Source organism: Sphingopyxis sp. 22461, from assembly GCF_052044915.1.
In the GTDB taxonomy this organism is placed as follows: domain Bacteria; phylum Pseudomonadota; class Alphaproteobacteria; order Sphingomonadales; family Sphingomonadaceae; genus Sphingopyxis.
This window is the reverse complement of record NZ_JBQENY010000010.1, coordinates 243,298-261,012: the sequence shown is the minus strand read 5'-3', so window position 1 is coordinate 261,012 and position 17,715 is coordinate 243,298. Positions and strand designations below refer to the sequence as shown.

Annotated in this window: 14 protein-coding genes; 6 read left to right on the top strand and 8 right to left on the bottom strand. The window is 66.7% G+C overall.

The features are described from left to right. Positions 1-275 precede the first annotated feature (275 nt). Together tsf and rpsB are read right to left on the bottom strand one after the other, a co-directional pair. Positions 276-1,202, bottom strand: a complete 927-nt coding sequence (gene tsf, locus ACTJI5_RS17885) for a translation elongation factor Ts (RefSeq protein ID WP_440861247.1) — start codon at positions 1,200-1,202, stop codon at positions 276-278. 133 nt (positions 1,203-1,335) lie between these two features. Continuing rightward, a complete protein-coding gene (rpsB, locus tag ACTJI5_RS17880; protein WP_037517468.1) occupies positions 1,336-2,193 on the bottom strand; it encodes a 30S ribosomal protein S2 in 858 nt (285 codons plus the stop codon). Positions 2,194-2,632: 439 nt separating this feature from the next. Here rpsB and ACTJI5_RS17875 point away from each other — a divergent pair, with 439 nt between their 5' ends. After that, positions 2,633-2,893, top strand: a complete 261-nt coding sequence (locus tag ACTJI5_RS17875) for a hypothetical protein (RefSeq protein WP_440861246.1) — start codon at positions 2,633-2,635, stop codon at positions 2,891-2,893. On the opposite strand, the gene ACTJI5_RS17870 is transcribed toward ACTJI5_RS17875, so the two are convergent. Together ACTJI5_RS17870 and ACTJI5_RS17865 are read right to left on the bottom strand one after the other, a co-directional pair. Continuing rightward, positions 2,877-3,650 carry a CDP-alcohol phosphatidyltransferase family protein gene (locus tag ACTJI5_RS17870; protein WP_058535943.1) on the bottom strand — a complete coding sequence of 258 codons (774 nt, stop codon included), beginning with the start codon at positions 3,648-3,650 and terminating at the stop codon, positions 2,877-2,879. The genes ACTJI5_RS17875 and ACTJI5_RS17870 overlap by 17 nt on opposite strands. Before the next feature lies 1 nt (position 3,651). Further along, positions 3,652-4,386, bottom strand: coding sequence for a phosphatidylserine decarboxylase (locus ACTJI5_RS17865; RefSeq protein WP_310256769.1), 735 nt, complete (start codon positions 4,384-4,386; stop codon positions 3,652-3,654). A 136-nt stretch (positions 4,387-4,522) separates the two neighbouring features. On the opposite strand from ACTJI5_RS17865, the gene ACTJI5_RS17860 reads away from it, so the two are divergent. Together ACTJI5_RS17860 and ACTJI5_RS17855 are read left to right on the top strand one after the other, a co-directional pair. After that, complete coding sequence (locus tag ACTJI5_RS17860) at positions 4,523-5,737, top strand: NADP-dependent isocitrate dehydrogenase (protein ID WP_058535941.1); 1,215 nt, start codon at positions 4,523-4,525, stop codon at positions 5,735-5,737. 63 nt (positions 5,738-5,800) lie between these two features. Beyond that, positions 5,801-7,585: a cation:proton antiporter domain-containing protein gene (locus tag ACTJI5_RS17855; protein WP_058535940.1), complete on the top strand. Its 1,785-nt coding sequence runs from the start codon at positions 5,801-5,803 to the stop codon at positions 7,583-7,585. Here ACTJI5_RS17855 and ACTJI5_RS17850 read toward each other — a convergent pair. Next, on the bottom strand, positions 7,582-10,521 hold the full coding sequence (locus ACTJI5_RS17850; RefSeq protein WP_440861245.1) for a M16 family metallopeptidase: 2,940 nt from the start codon (positions 10,519-10,521) through the stop codon (positions 7,582-7,584). The genes ACTJI5_RS17855 and ACTJI5_RS17850 overlap by 4 nt on opposite strands. Positions 10,522-10,608: 87 nt before the next feature. On the opposite strand from ACTJI5_RS17850, the gene ACTJI5_RS17845 reads away from it, so the two are divergent. After that, on the top strand, positions 10,609-11,472 hold the full coding sequence (locus ACTJI5_RS17845; RefSeq protein ID WP_439511235.1) for a carbon-nitrogen hydrolase family protein: 864 nt from the start codon (positions 10,609-10,611) through the stop codon (positions 11,470-11,472). A 116-nt stretch (positions 11,473-11,588) separates the two neighbouring features. On the opposite strand, the gene ACTJI5_RS17840 is transcribed toward ACTJI5_RS17845, so the two are convergent. Beyond that, positions 11,589-11,816 (bottom strand): hypothetical protein, encoded by a 228-nt coding sequence (locus tag ACTJI5_RS17840; RefSeq protein ID WP_037517451.1) that lies wholly within the window; start codon positions 11,814-11,816, stop codon positions 11,589-11,591. Between the two features lie 176 nt (positions 11,817-11,992). Then, a complete protein-coding gene (locus ACTJI5_RS17835) occupies positions 11,993-12,787 on the bottom strand; it encodes an NUDIX hydrolase (RefSeq protein ID WP_310256781.1) in 795 nt (264 codons plus the stop codon). 110 nt (positions 12,788-12,897) lie between these two features. Between ACTJI5_RS17835 and ACTJI5_RS17830 the strand changes: the two genes are divergently transcribed. Together ACTJI5_RS17830 and ACTJI5_RS17825 are read left to right on the top strand one after the other, a co-directional pair. Then, positions 12,898-13,524, top strand: a complete 627-nt coding sequence (locus ACTJI5_RS17830) for a DUF4126 domain-containing protein (protein WP_310256784.1) — start codon at positions 12,898-12,900, stop codon at positions 13,522-13,524. A gap of 73 nt (positions 13,525-13,597) precedes the next feature. After that, positions 13,598-16,408: an autotransporter family protein gene (locus ACTJI5_RS17825; protein WP_440861244.1), complete on the top strand. Its 2,811-nt coding sequence runs from the start codon at positions 13,598-13,600 to the stop codon at positions 16,406-16,408. Between the two features lie 4 nt (positions 16,409-16,412). On the opposite strand, the gene ACTJI5_RS17820 is transcribed toward ACTJI5_RS17825, so the two are convergent. Further along, positions 16,413-17,636 (bottom strand): NAD(P)/FAD-dependent oxidoreductase, encoded by a 1,224-nt coding sequence (locus tag ACTJI5_RS17820; protein WP_440861255.1) that lies wholly within the window; start codon positions 17,634-17,636, stop codon positions 16,413-16,415. Positions 17,637-17,715: the final 79 nt, after the last annotated feature.

Below are 17,715 nucleotides of genomic sequence, written 5' to 3'. Positions count from 1 at the left end.
AGGAGGAACGCGCAGCGCGGGCCGGTAGCCCGTGCAAGTGATCCGACGCCCTCCGGAGCGCTTCTCACGCCGACCGCGAAGCGGCGGGCCGAATTTGCTCCAGCGCTTCGTTGCTCGTCGGTCACGATGGCATTCCATCGCTCCCTCCTCGCGCCTAGCGCTGAAGCAAATTCGACTCCGTCACGACACTTCCAATTGGCAGGGACTGGCTCTTCGGGCACGCGCCATTGCCAAGCGGACTACCGCGACGAATGCGGCAATCCGGATCTTCTTTTTTAGACGCCGGCGACGGCTGCGACTTCCGCCGCGAAATCGCTTTCTTCCTTCTCGATGCCTTCACCGAGCTGGAAGCGGACGAAGCCCTTGAGCGTCACGTCGGCGCCGACATCCTTGCCGGCGGCGGCGACGACTTCGGCGACCGGAGTCTTGCCGTCCATCACGAACAGCTGCGACAGCAGCGCGTTTTCCTTGCGGAACTTCGCGATCGAACCGTCGACCATCTTCGAGACGATATCGGCGGGCTTGCCCGACTGGGCGGCCTTTTCCTCGGCGATCGCGCGTTCGCGGGCGACGAGGTCGGCGTCGAGATCGTCGCCGTTGAGCGCCAGCGGGTTCGCGGCGGCGACGTGCATCGCCAGCTGCTTGCCCAGCGGTTCGAGAACGTCGGCACCGGCGGTCGATTCGAGCGCGACGAGCACGCCGATCTTGCCCATGCCGGGTGCGGCGGCGTTGTGGACATAGCCCGTGACGACGCCCGAGTTCACCGAGACGATGACGCTGCGGCGCAGCGACTGGTTTTCACCGATCGTCGCGATATTGCTGGTCAGCTTTTCCGCGACGGTTTCGCCGCCCGGATAGGCGGCAGCGGCGAGCGCCTCGATGTCCGAGATATTGCCGGCGAGCGCGACCTGCGTCACGTCGCGCACGAATGCCTGGAACTGCTCGTTCTTGCCGACGAAGTCGGTCTCGCTGTTCACTTCGACCATCGCGCCGCGCGTGCCGTCGGTGGCGACGCCGACGAGACCTTCGGCGGCAACGCGGCCGGCCTTCTTGGCGGCGGCGGCGAGACCCTTGGTACGCAGCCAGTCGATCGACGCTTCGATGTCGCCGCCATTTTCGGCGAGCGCCTTTTTGCAGTCCATCATGCCTGCGCCCGTGCGGTCGCGCAGTTCCTTGACGAGAGCGGCCGTAATTTCAGCCATGGAAAAATCCTTTCAAAAGGGGCGAGCCCATCTGGCCCGCGGGACGCCCGCGCGCATGGCGGGGCGATAAGTCAAAGGGATGACAGGGACGGCGTGGGCCTTGCCCGCGCCGTCCCGTCATGCCCGAGAGCGACTAGGCGTCGCTCTGACGTTCGGTTTCGGCGGCTGCTTCGGCCGGGACCTGTTCGTCTTCAGTCACCGGAGCGGCAACTTCTTCAGCAACCGGAGCGGCCGCTTCTTCGGCCAGCACGGCTTCGGCGGCGGGCTCGACAGCGGCGCCGAGATCTTCGCCGCGGTTCGCGCGGGCCTGCTGGCCGCCACGGGTCGCCGCCTGAGCAACCGCATCGCAGTAGAGGCGGATCGCGCGCGCGGCGTCATCGTTCGCCGGAACCGGGAAGGCGATGCCGTCGGGCGAGACGTTCGAATCGAGGATCGCGACGACGGGGATGCCAAGGACGTTGGCTTCCTTGATCGCCAGCTCTTCCTTGTTCGCGTCGATCACGAACATCACGTCGGGAATGCCGCCCATGTCGCGGATGCCGCCAAGGCTCATTTCGAGCTTGTCGCGCTCGCGCGTCTTGTTGAGCACTTCCTTCTTGGTAAGGCCCGAGGTGTCGCCCGAGAGCTGCTCTTCGAGCGTCTTCAAACGCTTGATCGAACCCGAGATCGTCTTCCAGTTGGTGAGCATGCCGCCCAGCCAGCGGTGGTTGACGAAGTGCTGACCCGAAGCGCGTGCGGCGTCGGCGATCGGACCCTGTGCCTGGCGCTTGGTGCCGACGAACAGGACCTTGCCACCGGCGGCCGACGAGGACGCGATGAAGTCGAGCGCGCGCGCGAAGAGCGGCACGGTCTGCGACAGGTCGAGAATATGGATGCCGTTGCGCGCGCCGAAGATGTACGGCTTCATGCGCGGGTTCCAACGGTGGGTCTGGTGGCCGAAGTGGGCGCCAGCTTCGATAAGATTCTGCATCGTGACGACAGGTGCCGCCATAGTCTTTCTCCTTCCGGTTGGTCCTCTGGAAAGCAAGAACCGAAGGCCCGCAAGCGGACGTTCCGGCACCGGTTTATGTGCGCCTTCCATGTGGAATGGGCGGGCCGTTAGCCGGGTTGGGGCAGAAATGCAAGGGGCGGATGATCAGCCCCTCCCTGTCGCGCAGCGATGGGGAGGTGGCAGCGCGAAGCGCTGACGGAGGGGCTAATGGCGCAACGTCGCAGCCCCTCCACCACCGCTTCGCGGCGGTCCCCCTCCCCATGCCTTCGGCAGGGAGGATTCTTCTGGCAGGCACCGCTCGGAACTCAACTCGGCGACAAAGCGACTCCGTTCGTCGCAAAAGTGTTGAGAACAAAACGGGAACATGGAACGAAAAGTCCAACGAAACCGTCGCTGGTTAACAAAAGGTTTCGCACACAGAAGCCGAAAGGACAAGATCATGGTTCAGGTCGCTGCCGCCCTCCTCTTCGCCCTCGCCGCCGGTCTCGGCGTCACGGTGATCCTGGCCATGCTCAAGAATAACGAGAATGCGATTCTCTCGGCGCTGCTCGGCGAAGGCGCCTTCCCGGCCGAAACCGCCCCGCAGTCGGGCCCGCTGCCGCAGAAGATGACGCTGCGCCGCTCGCCGGCGCGCCGCGATGCCCCGCGCCCGATCCATGCCGCGGCGCGCATGCAGCCGGCGCTCAGCCGCGCCGCTTGACCTTCGCATAGCTGGCAAGCCCGAAGGGCAGCATCAGCAGATAGAGCGCGCACACCGCGAGCAAAGTCTGCCAGGGCGCGGTGACGAGCGCGGCGCCGAGCAGGCCCACCCCCGCCAGCGCGAACAGGCGCCACGACCGGCGAAGGCGGATCGACGACCAGCTGTAGGTCGGGATCGCCGAGATCATCAGCATCGCGATGGCGAGCGCCCACGGCATCACGACATACCATTCGCGGAACAGGTCGTTCCCGGTGACCAGCCACAGATAGACGGGAACGAACGACAGCCCCGCGCCCGCGGGCGCGGGAATGCCGGTCATGAAGCCCGCCGATTTGTGCGGCTGGAAATCGGCATCCATACGCGAATTGAAGCGCGCGAGGCGCAGCGCGCAGCACACCGCGAGCGCCAGCGCCGCGGTCCAGCCGAATTTGGGCGCGTCGGCCAGCGACCAGAGGAACAGGATCATCGCCGGCGCGACGCCGAACGCGATCACGTCGGACAGCGAATCGAGCTCGGCGCCGAACTTGCTCTGCGCGCGCAGCAGCCGCGCGATGCGCCCGTCCATGCCGTCGAGCACGCCCGCGACGATGATCATCGTCACCGCCGCGGCCCATTCGCCGCCGATCGCGAAGCGGACGCCCGTCAGCCCCGAACAGAGCGCGAGGATGGTGATCGCATTGGGCGCAAAGGCGCGCAGGCTGACCCCGGCGATGCGGCGACCCGCGGCATCGGGAATGACCTGCTCGTCCTCGGTCATTTTATTGACCGATCCCGTCGATCGTCTCGGCGGTGCCGATCCGCGCGACGACCGTCTCGCCGGCGAGCGTGCGCTGCCCGAGCAGCACCTGCGGCGTCGTGCCCGCAGGCAGATAGACATCGACGCGGCTGCCGAAACGAATGAGGCCGACGCGCTGGCCGGTGGTGAGTTCATTGCCCATCGTGACGAAGGGCATGATGCGCCGCGCGACGAGGCCGGCGATCTGGGTAAAGCCGATGCGCACGCCATCGGCGCGCTCGACGACGAAATGCTGGCGCTCATTCTCTTCGCTCGCCTTGTCGAGGTCGGCGTTCACGAATTTACCGGGAATATAGACGAGCTTGCGCAGCGTTCCTGCGACGGGGGTGCGGTTGATATGGACGTCGAAGACGCTCATGAAAATCGACACGCGCAGCATCGGCGCGGCGCCCAGCCCGTCGGGGCCGGAGATTTCGGGCGGCGGCGGGACTTCGGCGATCTGGGTGATCAGCCCGTCGGCGGGCGCGATGATGACATCGCTCCCCACCGGGGTCACGCGCACCGGGTCGCGAAAGAAGGCACCGACCCACAAGGTCACGCCCAGCATCAGCCAGCCGATGATTTCCCAGCCAAGCAGCCAGAAACAGAGGGTCACGATACCGGCGATCAAAAGGAATTTGCGGCCTTCGGGATGGATCGACGGCCAGTGCCATTTGATACCGCCGCCGGGGCGGTTCGAGGATATGATATTGGACATGGCCGTTCTTCTAGGGGGCAGCTTCTATACTGACAATGGATAAGGCGCAGGGCCAGTTCCACCGGCAGTTGATCAATCGTCCCGCTTTGCCTAAGGCGCTCGCAACTCCGACTCCCCAAGGAAAAAGGCTGAACGCATGGGCAAGATCAAGGTAGCCAACCCGGTCGTCGAACTCGACGGCGACGAAATGACCCGGATCATCTGGCAGTGGATCCGCGAGCGGCTGATCCTCCCCTATCTCGACATCGACCTTCATTATTACGACCTCGGCATCGAGAAGCGCGACGAGACCGACGACAAGATCACCGTCGAGGCCGCGAACGCGATCAAGAAATATGGCGTCGGCGTGAAGTGCGCGACGATCACCCCCGACGAAGCACGCGTCGAGGAATTCGGCCTGAAAAAGATGTGGAAGTCGCCGAACGGCACGATCCGCAATATCCTGGGCGGCGTCGTCTTCCGCGAACCGATCGTGATGAAGAATGTCCCTCGCCTCGTTCCCGGCTGGACCGACCCGATCGTCGTCGGCCGCCACGCGTTCGGCGACCAGTATAAGGCGACCGACTTCCGCGTCCCCGGCCCTGGCAAGCTGCGCCTCGTGTTCGAAGGCGAGGACGGCACGCTGATCGACGAGGAAGTGTTCCAGTTCCCCTCGTCGGGCGTCGCGATGGGCATGTACAATCTCGACGATTCGATCCGCGACTTCGCACGCGCCAGCCTGAACTATGGCCTCGCGCGCCAGTGGCCCGTGTATCTGTCGACCAAGAACACGATCCTCAAAGCCTATGACGGCCGCTTCAAGGACCTGTTCGAGGAAGTGTTCAACGCCGAATTCAAGGCGCAGTTCGACGAGATCGGCATCGTGTACGAACATCGCCTGATCGACGACATGGTCGCCTCGGCGCTCAAGTGGAGCGGCAAGTTCGTCTGGGCCTGCAAGAATTACGACGGCGACGTCCAGTCGGATACCGTCGCGCAGGGCTTCGGCTCGCTCGGCCTGATGACCAGCGTGCTGATGACCCCCGACGGCCAGACGGTCGAATCCGAAGCCGCGCACGGCACCGTCACGCGCCACTACCGCATGCACCAGCAGGGCAAGGCGACGTCGACCAACCCGATCGCGTCGATCTTTGCGTGGACCGGCGGGCTCAAGCACCGCGGCAAGCTCGACGGCAACGCCGAGCTGATCAAATTTGCCGACGACCTCGAAAAGGTCTGCGTCGCGACGGTCGAGAGCGGCAAGATGACCAAGGATCTGGCGCTGCTGATCGGTCCCGACCAGAACTGGCTGACCACTGAAGGTTTCTTCGAGGCGATCGTCGAGAACCTCGAAGCCAAGATGGGCGCATAACAACCAAAAAGGTTGGGATAGTCCTCTAGCCAATCGGGGCCGGCCTGCATAAGGTCGGCCCTTATGGTATCGGAAACAGAAACCTCCGCCATCGGCAACGCGCTGGTGGTCCTCGGCGCCGCGGGCATCGTGATCCCGGCGTTCGCGCGCTTCCGCCTGCCGCCCGTAATCGGGTTCATTCTCGTCGGGCTGCTCGTCGGGCCGTCGGGGCTCGGCGCGCTCGCGGCCGATTACCCGTGGCTGAAACATGTCACGATCGGATCGACCGAGGATATCGCGCTGTTCGGCGAGCTCGGGATCATCCTGCTGCTCTTCTCGATCGGGCTTGAGCTGTCGTTCCGCCGCCTGTGGCAACTCCGCAAGCTCGTGTTCGGGATCGGCGCCGCCGAGCTGCTGCTCGCCGGTGCGATCCTCGGCACCGCCCTGCTCTTCGCCGGAAATCTTTCGACCGCCGCCGCCTACGGCCTCGGCATCGCGCTGGCGTTGTCATCGACGGCACTGGTGCTGCCGATAGCGGGCACCAAATCCGCGGTCGGCCGCGCATCCTTTTCGATGCTGTTGTTCGAGGATCTCGCGCTCGTCCCGATCATCTTCATCCTTGCCGCGCTATCGCCCGCGGCATCGGGCGACAGCGCAGAACTATTGCTGACGACCTTGTGGCAAGGCGCGGTGGTCGTCGCAGCGCTCGCGATCGGCGGCTGGTTCCTGCTGCCAAAGATCTTCGCACAAGCCGCGCGCGCGAAGGATCCCGAGCTGTTCCTTGCCGCGAGCCTGCTCGTCGTCATCGTCGCCGCGCTCGCGACCGCCGCGGTCGGGCTGTCACCGATCGTCGGGGCGCTGCTCGCGGGCCTGATGATTGCCGAAACCGAATATCATAACGAGGTCGAAGCGATCACTGCGCCGTTCAAGGGACTTGCGCTCGGGGTGTTCCTGATCAGCGTCGGCATGGGGCTCAACCTCAAGACAATCGCCGAACAATGGCCAGCGCTTGCCGTCGCGGTCGTCGGTGTCGTGCTCGTCAAAGCGTTCGTCACCGCCGCGCTTCTGCGCTTTTCGGGCGCGGCCCGGCGCGGCACCGCCGCCGAGGTCGGGCTGCTGATGGCGAGCCCGTCGGAAACCACCCTGATCGTGCTGACGACCGCCTTGCAGGCGCAGCTCATCAGCCGAAGCACTGCCGAATTCTGGCAGCTCGTCACCGCGATCGGGCTGACGATCACGCCGTTGCTCGCGCGTGTCGGCCACGATATCGCGCGGCGGATCGAGATGCGCACGGGCGACGCGCAAGCCGACGAAACGCCCGAAGGCCGCACCGTCGTCGTCGGCTTCGGCCGCGTCGGGCACACCGTCGCCGAACTGCTGCGCGAGCATGATCGTCCCTATGTGGCGATCGACGCCGACATCGATACGGTCGCCGCGGCGCGGCGTGATGGATTCAGCGTCCGCTTTGCCGACGTCGCGCGGCCGGGCAGCCTCGACAAGCTGGGCATCGAAAACGCACAGGCGATCGTGCTGACGATGGACGACCCGGTGCAGCAACTGCGCATGACGCGCCAGCTTCGCCAGAAATATCCCGACCTGCCGATCATCAGCCGCGCGCGCGACGCCGACCATGCCGCCGCCCTGTATCAGGCCGGGGCCAGCGACGCGGTGCCCGAGACGCTCGAAAGCTCGCTGCAACTCGCCGAAGCGGTGCTTATCGACCTCGGCGTCGCGATGGGGCCGGTGATCGCGTCGATCCACGACGTGCGTGCCAAAATGCGGCACGACATCATGGCCAAGGGCCAGCTGGAACGCGAGCCGCGCATCCGCAAGACCCGCCGCCCCATCGAGAGCAGCAAGAAGGCTTAACGCCCGCCCGCCGCGGGTGCCGGGACAGGCGCCGCGCCCAGGGCCGATGCATCGGCCAGCGTCATCCCCTTGGGCAGGATCGCCAGCGACCATTGGCGCGCGGGTGTCAGATATTGCTGCGCCAGCCGCTGGATATCGGCGGCGGTGACCGCCGAAATATCGTCCTGGATCGAGAGCGCGGCCGCGGTGACACGCGGGTCGCGCGTCGCGCCTTCGAGCAGGAACATCCAATAGACGTTGCCCGTCGACGCGCGCGCGACCTGTTCGCGGATCGGCCCCGCGTTGCGCGCCAGCTCGTCGGCGGTGATCGGCTTTGCGACGAGGTCGGCGGCGATGTCGCGGGCGATGCCATAGAAACGATCGAGATCCTTCGGCGCGAGCAGGCTGCCGACGAGCAGATAGCCGCCGGTGTCGAAGCCCGTCGGCCAGTGGCTGTCGACCACCGGACCATAGCTTGCGCCCTGTTCGGCGCGCAGGCGGTCGAACAGGCGGTCGTTGAAGATCGCCGCCAGCACTTCGAGCCCGCGCGCATCGCGCGGGCTGGCAAGGCCGCCGCCGGTCGGCCAGGCGGTCATCGCCGCCGCCTGCCCCTGCTCGCCGCGATGATAGGCGATCTCCGGAACCGTGACATGTTTCGCGAAATCGACGCGCTGGCCGGCGGGCGGCGCGAGGGTCTGGCGCGGCGGCAGCGCGCCGAGCGTCTCGGCGAGGATCTTCTTGTAGTCGACCGTTTCGAGGTCGCCGAAAATCTGCACCTCGATCGGTCCGCTGGCGAGCCGCGGTTCCCAGAAGGCGCGGAAGGCGGCGGGGGTCAGCGCCTCGATCTGCGCCTTGTCGGGCGCGGCCCAGCGCGCGTCATTGTTGGTCAACCAGCCGCGCAAATTGCGGTCGAGCACCGCGTTGGGGGTCGCGTCGTTGAGGTCATATCCGGTGAGGAAACCGATGCGCAGCCGTTCGACCGGCGCGGCATCCCAGCGCGGCTGCGCGAGCTTGCCGGCGATCAGCCGCATCTGGTCGGCGAGGTCGGCCGGCCGGCTTTCGGCCGACAGTTCGAACGCATCGTCGTCGATCGCGAAATTCATCTGGATCTGCCGGCCGTTGGTCAGCTGGTCGATCTCGTTCTGCCCCCACGGGCCGATCCCGCTGGCGACCAGCGCGTAATCGCCGGTCCAGAGCAGGTTCGGCGCGTCGGCGGCGACGCTGCGGTTGCCGGTGCCAAAGCGCACATTGACGCGCACCTTGCCCGGCTCGACCTTGTTGTTCGACACCAGCGCGGTCACGCCATTGGCGAATTCGAGCCGCTCGGCGCGCAGGCCGAGAAGGCTGCTGGCCGCGGTGATCGTTCCCGGCTGGCCGATGGCCGGAAGCTGCTTGAAATCGGCCTTCACCGTCGCCAGCCGGTCGTCGCGCGCGGTCACCGGTACCTTGAGCGCGGCAAGCACCGCGGCATCGCCGCCCGCCGCCGTCGGCGTCGTCAGCACGACGCGGGTTACCGGCGCGGCGAAGATCGCCTTGCTGATCTCGAGCATCACCTTCGGCGTCGCCGAGGCGCGGATCGCCTTGAACATATCGACCTGGCCCTGCGGGCTCGTCACTGTTTCGTTGATGTCGACCGCGCGCACCATGTCGTCGGCGAGCCGTGCACCGGGCTCGTTGCGCGCATTTTCCAGCTCCTTCACCAGGAACGCCTGAATCTCGTTCGCCTCGCGGTCGATGTCGGCCTGCGACGGCGGGTTTTTCACCGCGTCGGCGATCACGCCGCGCACGTCGGCGAGTGCGGCTTTCCAGTCGCTCAGGGGAACGATCGACGCCATCGTCACGTCGACGCTGCGGCTGACATATTGCTGCTCGACCGTCGCGACCAGATAGCTGCCGCCGCTGCGCGCGCGGTTTTCCAGCCGGCGGTTGACGAGCGCCTGCGCGATGAATTCGAGATAGAGCCGCCGCGTATTTTCCACCGTGTCGATGCGCTTCTTCCACGGGCGCACCATCGCAAGCGTCAGTGCGAGCGGCTGGTTCGCCTCGACGATTTCGCGCGCTGCGGGTTTGGCCGGGTCGGGTTTGCCGAAATCGGGATTGGCGGGATTGGGTCCGTCGGCTTTCCAGTCGCCATAATATTTCGCGACCAGCCCGGCGAGCACCGCTGGGTCGGCATCGCCGACGATGACCACGACCGCGCGGTCGGGGCGATACCAGCGATTGTGGAAGGCGGCGACCGTCGTCGCGCTCGCCTTGCCCAGCGACGCGGTGGTGCCGATCGGCGAGCGGTCGCCGAGCAATTGCCCTGCGAACAGATGCGCGTTGGTCGCGTCGGCAATGCGCTTTTGCGGGCCGTCGGCTTCGCGAAGCTCGGACATCACGACGCCGCGCTCGGCGGCGACCGCGAGTTCGGAAATGCGCGGTTCGCGGACCATGCCCGACAGCAATTTCATGCTTTCGTCGAGATTGGCGGGCGTGACGCTCGGCAGGTCGAGTTGATACACCGTCTGCGTCGGGGTCGTCTGCGCGTTCGAATCGCTGCCGAAGGTGACGCCGAACCGCTGCCAGATGCGCTTGGCTTCGCCGTCGGGAATATGCTCCGACCCGCGGAAGGTCAGATGTTCGAGCAAATGGGCGTAACCGCGCTCCTGTTCGGTTTCGAACATCGAGCCGACGTCCATGCGGACGCGGATCGACACCTGCCCCGGGGGCACGCCATTGTTGCGGACCGCATAGCGCACACCATTGGGAAGCACGCCGAATTGCCACGCCGTATCGCGCGGAATGTCGCTGCCGACATAAAGCCAGTCGCCGCTTTCCGCCTGGGCACCGGCGGTTTTCGTCGCCGTCCCTTGCGCGCCAACGGACGGCCCCGCCAGCAGTAGCGCGGCGGCAGCGCCGGCAAGGAGGATGGATCGGGTCAAACGAAGCGGCGCGCGCCGGGAGAAATAGGACATTGGCCCATCTTATCGCCTTCGAACCTTGCTGGCCACTGAACTGTCATGCGGCTTGTCCTGCGAACGCCACGGGCTTAGCCAGATGCGATGGATATCCCTTCACCAGCCGCCCCCCTCGCCGCGCTCGTCCAGATGACCAGCGGCATCGACCCCGCCGTCAATCTGGCGACGATCGACCGCGCGATGAGCGAAGCCGCCGCGCACGGCGCCGCGATGGTCTTCCTGCCCGAAATGTCGCTGCTCCTCGACCGCGACCGCGCGCGATCGGGCACGCACATGGCCCGCGAAGCCGACAGCCCCTGGCCCGCGGCGCTGCAGGCGATGGCGCAAAAGCACGGGATATGGCTGCACTCGGGATCGATGCCGCTGCTGGCCGACGATGGCGAACGGCGCGTCAACCGCAGCCATGTCATCGCCGCCGATGGCAGCATCCGTGCGCGTTACGACAAGATCCACATGTTCGACGTCACGCTGCCGTCGGGCGAAAATTGGCAAGAATCGGCCGCTTTTGAGGGTGGCGAGGCCGTCGTGGTCACAGAAACCCCGCTCGGGCTTTTGGGACTCAGCGTCTGTTACGATTTGCGCTTCCCCGAATTGTACCGCGCGCTGGTCGATCGCGGCGCGACATTGATCGCCATCCCCGCCGCCTTCACCGTGTCGACGGGCGAGGCGCATTGGCATGTCCTGATGCGCGCGCGGGCGATCGAAACGGGCTGTCATGTCGTGGCGGCGGCGCAGGGCGGCACGCATGAAGACGGCCGGCAGACTTTTGGCCACAGCCTTGCTGTCGATCCCTGGGGTATCGTTCTGGCCGATGCTGCGACGCCGGGCGATGCGCACGCCGAGACTTATGCGCTGACGCTGGCCCCCATCGACGCGGCCGCGGCCGGGCGCGCCCGCCAGGCGATCCCGCTCGCGCGATCGCGGACGAACCGCACCATCGCACTCTGACCCTGCATCGCCGCGCCTTGGCGACGCGTGGGTGTATCACCACCCGGAATAAACAAAGGGCCCCGAGCGAAGCTCGGAGCCCTTTGCGAAAGTCTGGCTAGCCAGATCAGCCGTTATTACGGGCTGGTCGGCTTGTCGTCGTCGTTGTCCGACGCGATGATGATGCCGCCAACGACAGCAACGAGAGCGAGGACAGCGATGATCCAGCTCGTGCTGCCTTCGAGTTCGCTCTGGCCGTCAACGGCCGAAGCTGCGCGGGCTGCGGGAGCAGCCGACGCGGCAACCGGCGCCGCAATCATCGAGGTCGCTGCGAGAGAGATCGCAGCTTTCTTAAGCAGGTTCATCATTTTCTCCGTCCACTGGATTACTTTTGTCGAATCACACCGGCGAAGTTTCCCCCGGTCTGCTTCTGCAGGGCCTTATTAGGCACGGCGTTCAGCAATTGCAACGACGTTTTGCCCTACCCCGGTAAATCTTAGTAAATCATAAATAGGGGAAAAGTTGTTGCATCGAACGCTACTTATCCGCGCCGTACACGCTCGAAGGATTCGCTCGTGACAGGATAGCCAAGATGCCCGGGGATGCAGAGATGGGCCTGCCCCTCACGCTCCTCGATCCATGGCGTGATGAGCTCGACCGGAAACTGGCCGGAATGCTCGGAAAAGCTGGTGAAATCTGCAACTTGTGCCAGGCGTTCGAGATTGCGTCGGGTGGGAAAGATCACCGACACGTCGCCGCGGTCGGCCATCGCCAGCGTGGCCTTCGCGCTCGCCCAGAAAATATGGCTGTGCTCGGCCTCCTCGACCGTGAGTTCATGGCTGTGCGGCGGCGCGGCGACGGCATAGAATCGCGTGTCGAACGTTCGCGCCTCTTTGAAATTGGGGCACCACCGCGCGAAGGGGACGAAGGATTCCAGTGCGATTCGGTCGCCGCGCGCTGCCAATATGTCCGAAAGCAGCGTTCCGGCGAGCAACGCCTGCCGCACCTCGGCGACGTCGCTTTCGGCCAGCGCCGGCCAACCGACCGCGAGGCCCGTTTCCTCCAGCGTCTCGCGCAGCGCCGCGACCCGCGCCGCGCCGTCGGCTTCGTCGATGCCCGGCCCGTAAAGACGCGCCACCCGATAATCGTCGGGATCGACGCGGCCGCCGGGGAACACGACCGCCCCGGCCGCGAAGGCCATGGTGACCGACCGCTTGACCATCAATATCTCGTCAGCGCCGCCGTCGTCCGCCGGCCGCATGATGACCAGCGTCGCGGCGGGAATGGCGCCGTCGGGCAACAGTTCGGCGGGCGGGGTCGTCGGCGTATCGGTCATGGCGTAAGCGATAACCGTGCCGCACCCCCTTGTCATCCCGGCATTGCGGCGGCACGCGGACGGGTGCAAGGTGACGCACGGCCAAGGGATCCGGGACGGGGAGCACGGCATTGGGAATCGTCGAGATTTTGGGCGTCGCGGGCAGCCTCAGCCTCCTTGCCGGCTGGCGGCTCTACCTCACCATATTGGCAACCGGCACCGCGATGCATTTCGGCTGGCTGCCGCTGCCCGAACATCTCGCCGCGCTGCAGGTGCTCGCCAATCCATGGGTGCTGGGCGTTGCCGCGGTCGGCACCATCGCCGAGTTCCTCGCCGACAAGATCGCCTGGGTCGATTCGATCTGGGATACGGTCCACAGCATCATCCGCCCGCTCGGCGGCGCGCTGCTGGCGCTGGCGCTGGTTGATTCGTCGGATCCGGCGTGGCAGGTCATCGCCTTCCTGCTGGGCGGCGGCGGCGCCTTGCTGAGCCATGGCGCCAAGGCGACGACGCGCGCGGTCGTCAACGTCAGCCCCGAACCGTTCAGCAACGCCGTGGTGTCGACCGGCGAAGATGTCGCCACGGGCGGCCTGCTGGCGCTGGCCATCGCCTATCCGCCGCTGGCCATCGTCATCGCAATCCTGCTCGCGGTTGCCGCGGTCATCGTCATCATCGCGCTGCGCCGGCTGCTGCGCAATATCAAGGCGACGTTGAAGCGCGCTTTGGGCGACGAAACGCCGCCGCCGATCGATGCTTAGTAATTTGGCAACATTCAGTTTATAGGCTGCGCGGACAGGGGGGCATACCAAACCCGAAAGGGAATGAGGACGCATGCCCCCCAAATCCATATCGAAGCCGATACGCGCCCCGCGCCGGAAGCATTTGCTGCTGTCGACCGCTGCCGCCGCCCTCACGCTGACGCAGGCGTCGCCGGCGCTTGCGCAATGCGTCTTCACCCCGACTGCCGGGAATGACACCCACGTCTGCAGCAGCGGCACCTCCCCCGCCGGCCTGAACGACCCGGGCGGCAACAACCAGCTGACGCTCCCTACCGGCGGAACCGGGACCATCGCCGGCAATGTGACCTTTGGCGGCGGGACCGACGCGGTCGTGATGGATTCGGGCCGTATCAACGGCGGGGTCGATCAGGGCAACGGCAACGACCGCTTCCAGATCAGCGCCGGGACGGTCACCGGACAGGTGCAGCAAGGCGAAGGCATCGACGATTTCGTGATGACCGGCGGCGAGATCAACACGCTCAACCAGGGCGGTTCGATGGACACGTTCCTGATGTCGGGCGGCCGCATCGTCGACGCGTTCGACGACGGCGACACCGCACGGATGACGGGCGGACGCATCGGCCGCGTCAATATGAAGCTCGCCGACAATCTGTTCGACATGTCGGGCGGCACCATCGACCGCAATCTCGTCGCCGGATTCGGCAACGACACGATCATCCTGTCGGGCGGCACGATCGGCGGCAATATCAGCGTGTCGGGCGGCACCGACAGCGTGATGATCACCGGCGGATCGGTCGGCGGCGACGTGCTGCTGAGCGTCGGCACCGACAGCTTCACCTGGGACGGCGGCGGCGTCGTCCACGGCACGGTCGATCTCGGCGGCGACAATGACAGCGCGCGGCTGGTGGACCTGACGGCGGCGCATCTTGGCCGGTCGCCGCGGATCACCGGCGGCGAAGGCAGCGACACGCTCACCTTCGACAATGTCACAAGCGGGGGAATCGCGCGCTTCGACGGCTGGGAACTGATCCGGGCCACCAACGATAGCGAACTGACCTTCGACGGTTTCCTGACGCTCGGCGATGCGGGGACGGGCACCGGCCGTTTCGAACTCGACGCGTCGAGCACGATCTTCGGCGGCGGCCTTCAGGGCGGGATTACGGCCTTTACCGCGGGGCAGCGCGCGACGCTGGTGAACGCCGGGCGCATCGACCTGACCAATGGCGGCAATACGCCGGGCGACAGCTTCACCGTGCGCGGCAATTATGTCGGCGACGGCGGGCTGCTGCTCATCGATACCGTGCTCGGCGACGATGCATCGCTATCCGACAAGCTGGTCATCGACGCGGGCGCCGCGTCGGGCACAACGGGAATCACCGTGCTCAACGCCGGCGGAACCGGGGGCGTCACGGCGCAGAACGGCATTCTTGTCGTCGAGGCGATCAATGGCGGAACGACCGCGAGCGGCGCTTTTGCGCTCAACCAGCGCGTCGCCGTCGGCGCCTATGAATATTTCCTGTTCCGCAGCGGCACGACCACCGGCACGGGGGACAATTGGTATCTGCGTTCGACGCTGCCGCCCCCGCCGGCACCCGCGGCCCCGCCGCCGCCCGAGCCCGCGCCCGCGCCGCCGGTGCTGACGCCGCCGCCACCGGCGCCCGCGCCCGAACCTCTGCCGCCCGAACCGCCGGCGCCGCCGGCCCCGCCCCCACCGCCCCCGCCGCCCGAGCCGACGCCGGTCGATCCCGACCCGGTCGACCCTGCGCCGCCGGTGACGGTTACCGATCCACCCCCGCCGCCGACGCCCGAGCCGCCCCCGGCGCCCGAACCCGCAGCGCCGCCGCCGCCTCCCGAACCGCCGGCCGAACCCGCGCCGCTGCCCCCGCCGACCCCCGACCCGGCGGCCGAACCGCCGACGCCCGACGCGACGCCGGTGGTCGCCGAGGCCGGCGAAGCCGTTCCGCTCTTCCGCCCCGAGGTCGCGGCCTTTGTCGCGGCGGTGCCCGTCGCGCATCATCTGGCGTCGGCGACGCTCGGCACTTTCCACGAGCGCCGCGGCGAGCAGGCGCTGCTGCGCGGCGGGGGCGTTCTGCCCGCGACATGGGGCCGCGTCTTCGCCGAAAATAGCGACATCAAATGGGACGGCGACGTCGCGCCCTCGCTCGACGGCGACCTCTCAGGCTTTCAGATCGGGCAGGATTTTGCCGCCTGGGGCGAGGATGGCGGGACGAACATCCGCCTTGGCGCCTTTGTCGGGCGATCGTCGACCGACGGCACCGTCCGCGGCGGCGCGCTCGGCTGGAACGACCTGACCGTCGGCCAGATCGACGTCAAGGCGACGAGCCTTGCCGGTTATGCGACGCTCGTCGGGACAAGCGGCTGGTACGTCGACCTGGTCGCGATGCACAGCTGGTTCGACGGCACCGCCGCCGCCAGTTCGGGCATGGCGATCGACGTCGACGGCACCGGCTGGACCGCATCGATCGAGGCCGGATATCCGATCGCGCTCTCGGGCAAGTGGACGCTCGAACCGCAGGCGCAGCTCTTGTGGCAGCAGGTCAAGCTCGACGACCGCGCCGACGCCTTCTCGACGATCGATTTCGCCACGGGCGACGTGCTTACGGGGCGCGCCGGGCTGCGCCTCCAGGGCGAATATGGCAGCTTCCAGCCCTATCTCCACGCCAGCCTGTGGCACGGCTTTTCGGGCGACCAGTCGACACGCTTCGGCACCGATCCGATCCGCACCGACCTCGGCCGCACCGAGGCCGAGGTCGGCGCCGGGCTGATCGCGCGCCTCGGGACAAGCGTCGCGGTGCATGTGAAGGGCGATTATGCCTTCGACGCCGACGGGCCGCGCAGCCGGCGCTATGGCGGCACGGTCGGGGTGACGATCCGCTGGTAGGCGGTCAGGCGGGGAGCAGTGCTTTCAGCGGGGTTTCGGTGTCGGCGAGCTGCCCGGCCGTCGCCACCAGCCCCGCGGTGACGATCATGCGGCCCTGGACATAGTCCCTGGTCGCATTGACGCAGTCGAGCGCGATGACCTTGCCCGCCTTGAGGTAAATGACCGAGAAGCTGCGCGTGGCGGGATCGCCGCGCAGCACCGCCTGGTCATGGCCGGTCGAGAGGCCCGCGGTCTGGAGCTTGAGGTCGTACTGGTTCGACCAGAACCAGGGGATCGCATGATAGGGTGCTTCGTCGCCGACGATGCCCTTTGCGACGACATTCGCCTGATCATTGGCGTTCTGCACCGATTCCAGCCGGATCTCGGCGCCCTCGGCGAAGTCGTTCACATGCGATGCGCAGTCGCCGATTGCATAGACATCGGGCAGGCTCGTCTTGCAGAGGCGGTCGACGCGCACGCCGTTGGCGCAGTCGGCCCCCGCGGCGATCAGCGGCTCGACCGCGGGCACGATACCGATACCGACGATGACGAGATCGGCGGGGATCACCTCGCCGTCGGCGAGGCGGACGCCGGTGACCTTCGTCTCACCCTCGATCGCATCGACGCACACGCCGAGCCTGAGGTCGACGCCATGGTCGCGGTGCTCCTTTTCGTAGAAGCGCGACAGCTCTTCGCCCGCGACGCGCGCGAGCACGCGGTCGAGCGCTTCGAGGAGCACGACCTTCTTGCCCGCCTTGCTCAGCACCGCCGCGGCTTCGAGCCCGATATAGCCGCCGCCGATCACGACGATCTGGCCCGCGGTTTCCGACGCCGCCTTCATCGCGTCGGCATCGGCGCGCGTGCGCACGCCCTGCACGCCGGGCAAGTCGCCGCCGGGGATCGGGAGCATGCGCGGGGATCCCCCGGTCGCCCAGACGAGCTTGCCATAACCGATCGTCTCGCCGCCATCGGTGGTGACGGTGTGCGCGGCCGGATCGACGCGCGCGACGCGCTTGCCGAGCAGCATCGTGACTTCGCGCTCGTCCCAATATTTGGCGGGGCGCAGCTGGATGCGTTCGAATTCCTTCTCGCCCGCGAAATATTCTTTCGACAGCGGCGGGCGTTCGTAGGGAAGTTCGGGCTCTTCGCCGATGATCGCGATGGTCCCTGCAAATTTCTGCGTACGCAGCATGATCGCCACCTGCGCTCCGCCATGACCCGCGCCCACTATCACCACGTCGAACTGCATCGTCTTCGTCTCCGACTGCTCGCCGGTGCCCCTCGCACGCGTCCGCGGGCGAGGCAAGCCGCCGCGGCCTCGTCATCAC

What these genes read in the sequence shown, in the direction of transcription:
- ACTJI5_RS17860 (WP_058535941.1), top strand. Translation starts at nt 4,523, where the DNA reads ATGGGCAAGATCAAGGTAGCCAACCCGGTCGTCGAACTCGACGGCGAC.
- ACTJI5_RS17825 (WP_440861244.1), top strand. Translation starts at nt 13,598, where the DNA reads ATGCCCCCCAAATCCATATCGAAGCCGATACGCGCCCCGCGCCGGAAG.
- ACTJI5_RS17855 (WP_058535940.1), top strand. Translation starts at nt 5,801, where the DNA reads ATGGTATCGGAAACAGAAACCTCCGCCATCGGCAACGCGCTGGTGGTC.
- ACTJI5_RS17845 (WP_439511235.1), top strand. Translation starts at nt 10,609, where the DNA reads ATGGATATCCCTTCACCAGCCGCCCCCCTCGCCGCGCTCGTCCAGATG.
- ACTJI5_RS17870 (WP_058535943.1), bottom strand. Translation starts at nt 3,650, where the DNA reads ATGACCGAGGACGAGCAGGTCATTCCCGATGCCGCGGGTCGCCGCATC.
- ACTJI5_RS17875 (WP_440861246.1), top strand. Translation starts at nt 2,633, where the DNA reads ATGGTTCAGGTCGCTGCCGCCCTCCTCTTCGCCCTCGCCGCCGGTCTC.
- ACTJI5_RS17865 (WP_310256769.1), bottom strand. Translation starts at nt 4,386, where the DNA reads ATGTCCAATATCATATCCTCGAACCGCCCCGGCGGCGGTATCAAATGG.
- ACTJI5_RS17835 (WP_310256781.1), bottom strand. Translation starts at nt 12,787, where the DNA reads ATGACCGATACGCCGACGACCCCGCCCGCCGAACTGTTGCCCGACGGC.
- ACTJI5_RS17820 (WP_440861255.1), bottom strand. Translation starts at nt 17,636, where the DNA reads ATGCAGTTCGACGTGGTGATAGTGGGCGCGGGTCATGGCGGAGCGCAG.
- tsf (WP_440861247.1), bottom strand. Translation starts at nt 1,202, where the DNA reads ATGGCTGAAATTACGGCCGCTCTCGTCAAGGAACTGCGCGACCGCACG.
- ACTJI5_RS17850 (WP_440861245.1), bottom strand. Translation starts at nt 10,521, where the DNA reads ATGTCCTATTTCTCCCGGCGCGCGCCGCTTCGTTTGACCCGATCCATC.
- ACTJI5_RS17840 (WP_037517451.1), bottom strand. Translation starts at nt 11,816, where the DNA reads ATGAACCTGCTTAAGAAAGCTGCGATCTCTCTCGCAGCGACCTCGATG.
- rpsB (WP_037517468.1), bottom strand. Translation starts at nt 2,193, where the DNA reads ATGGCGGCACCTGTCGTCACGATGCAGAATCTTATCGAAGCTGGCGCC.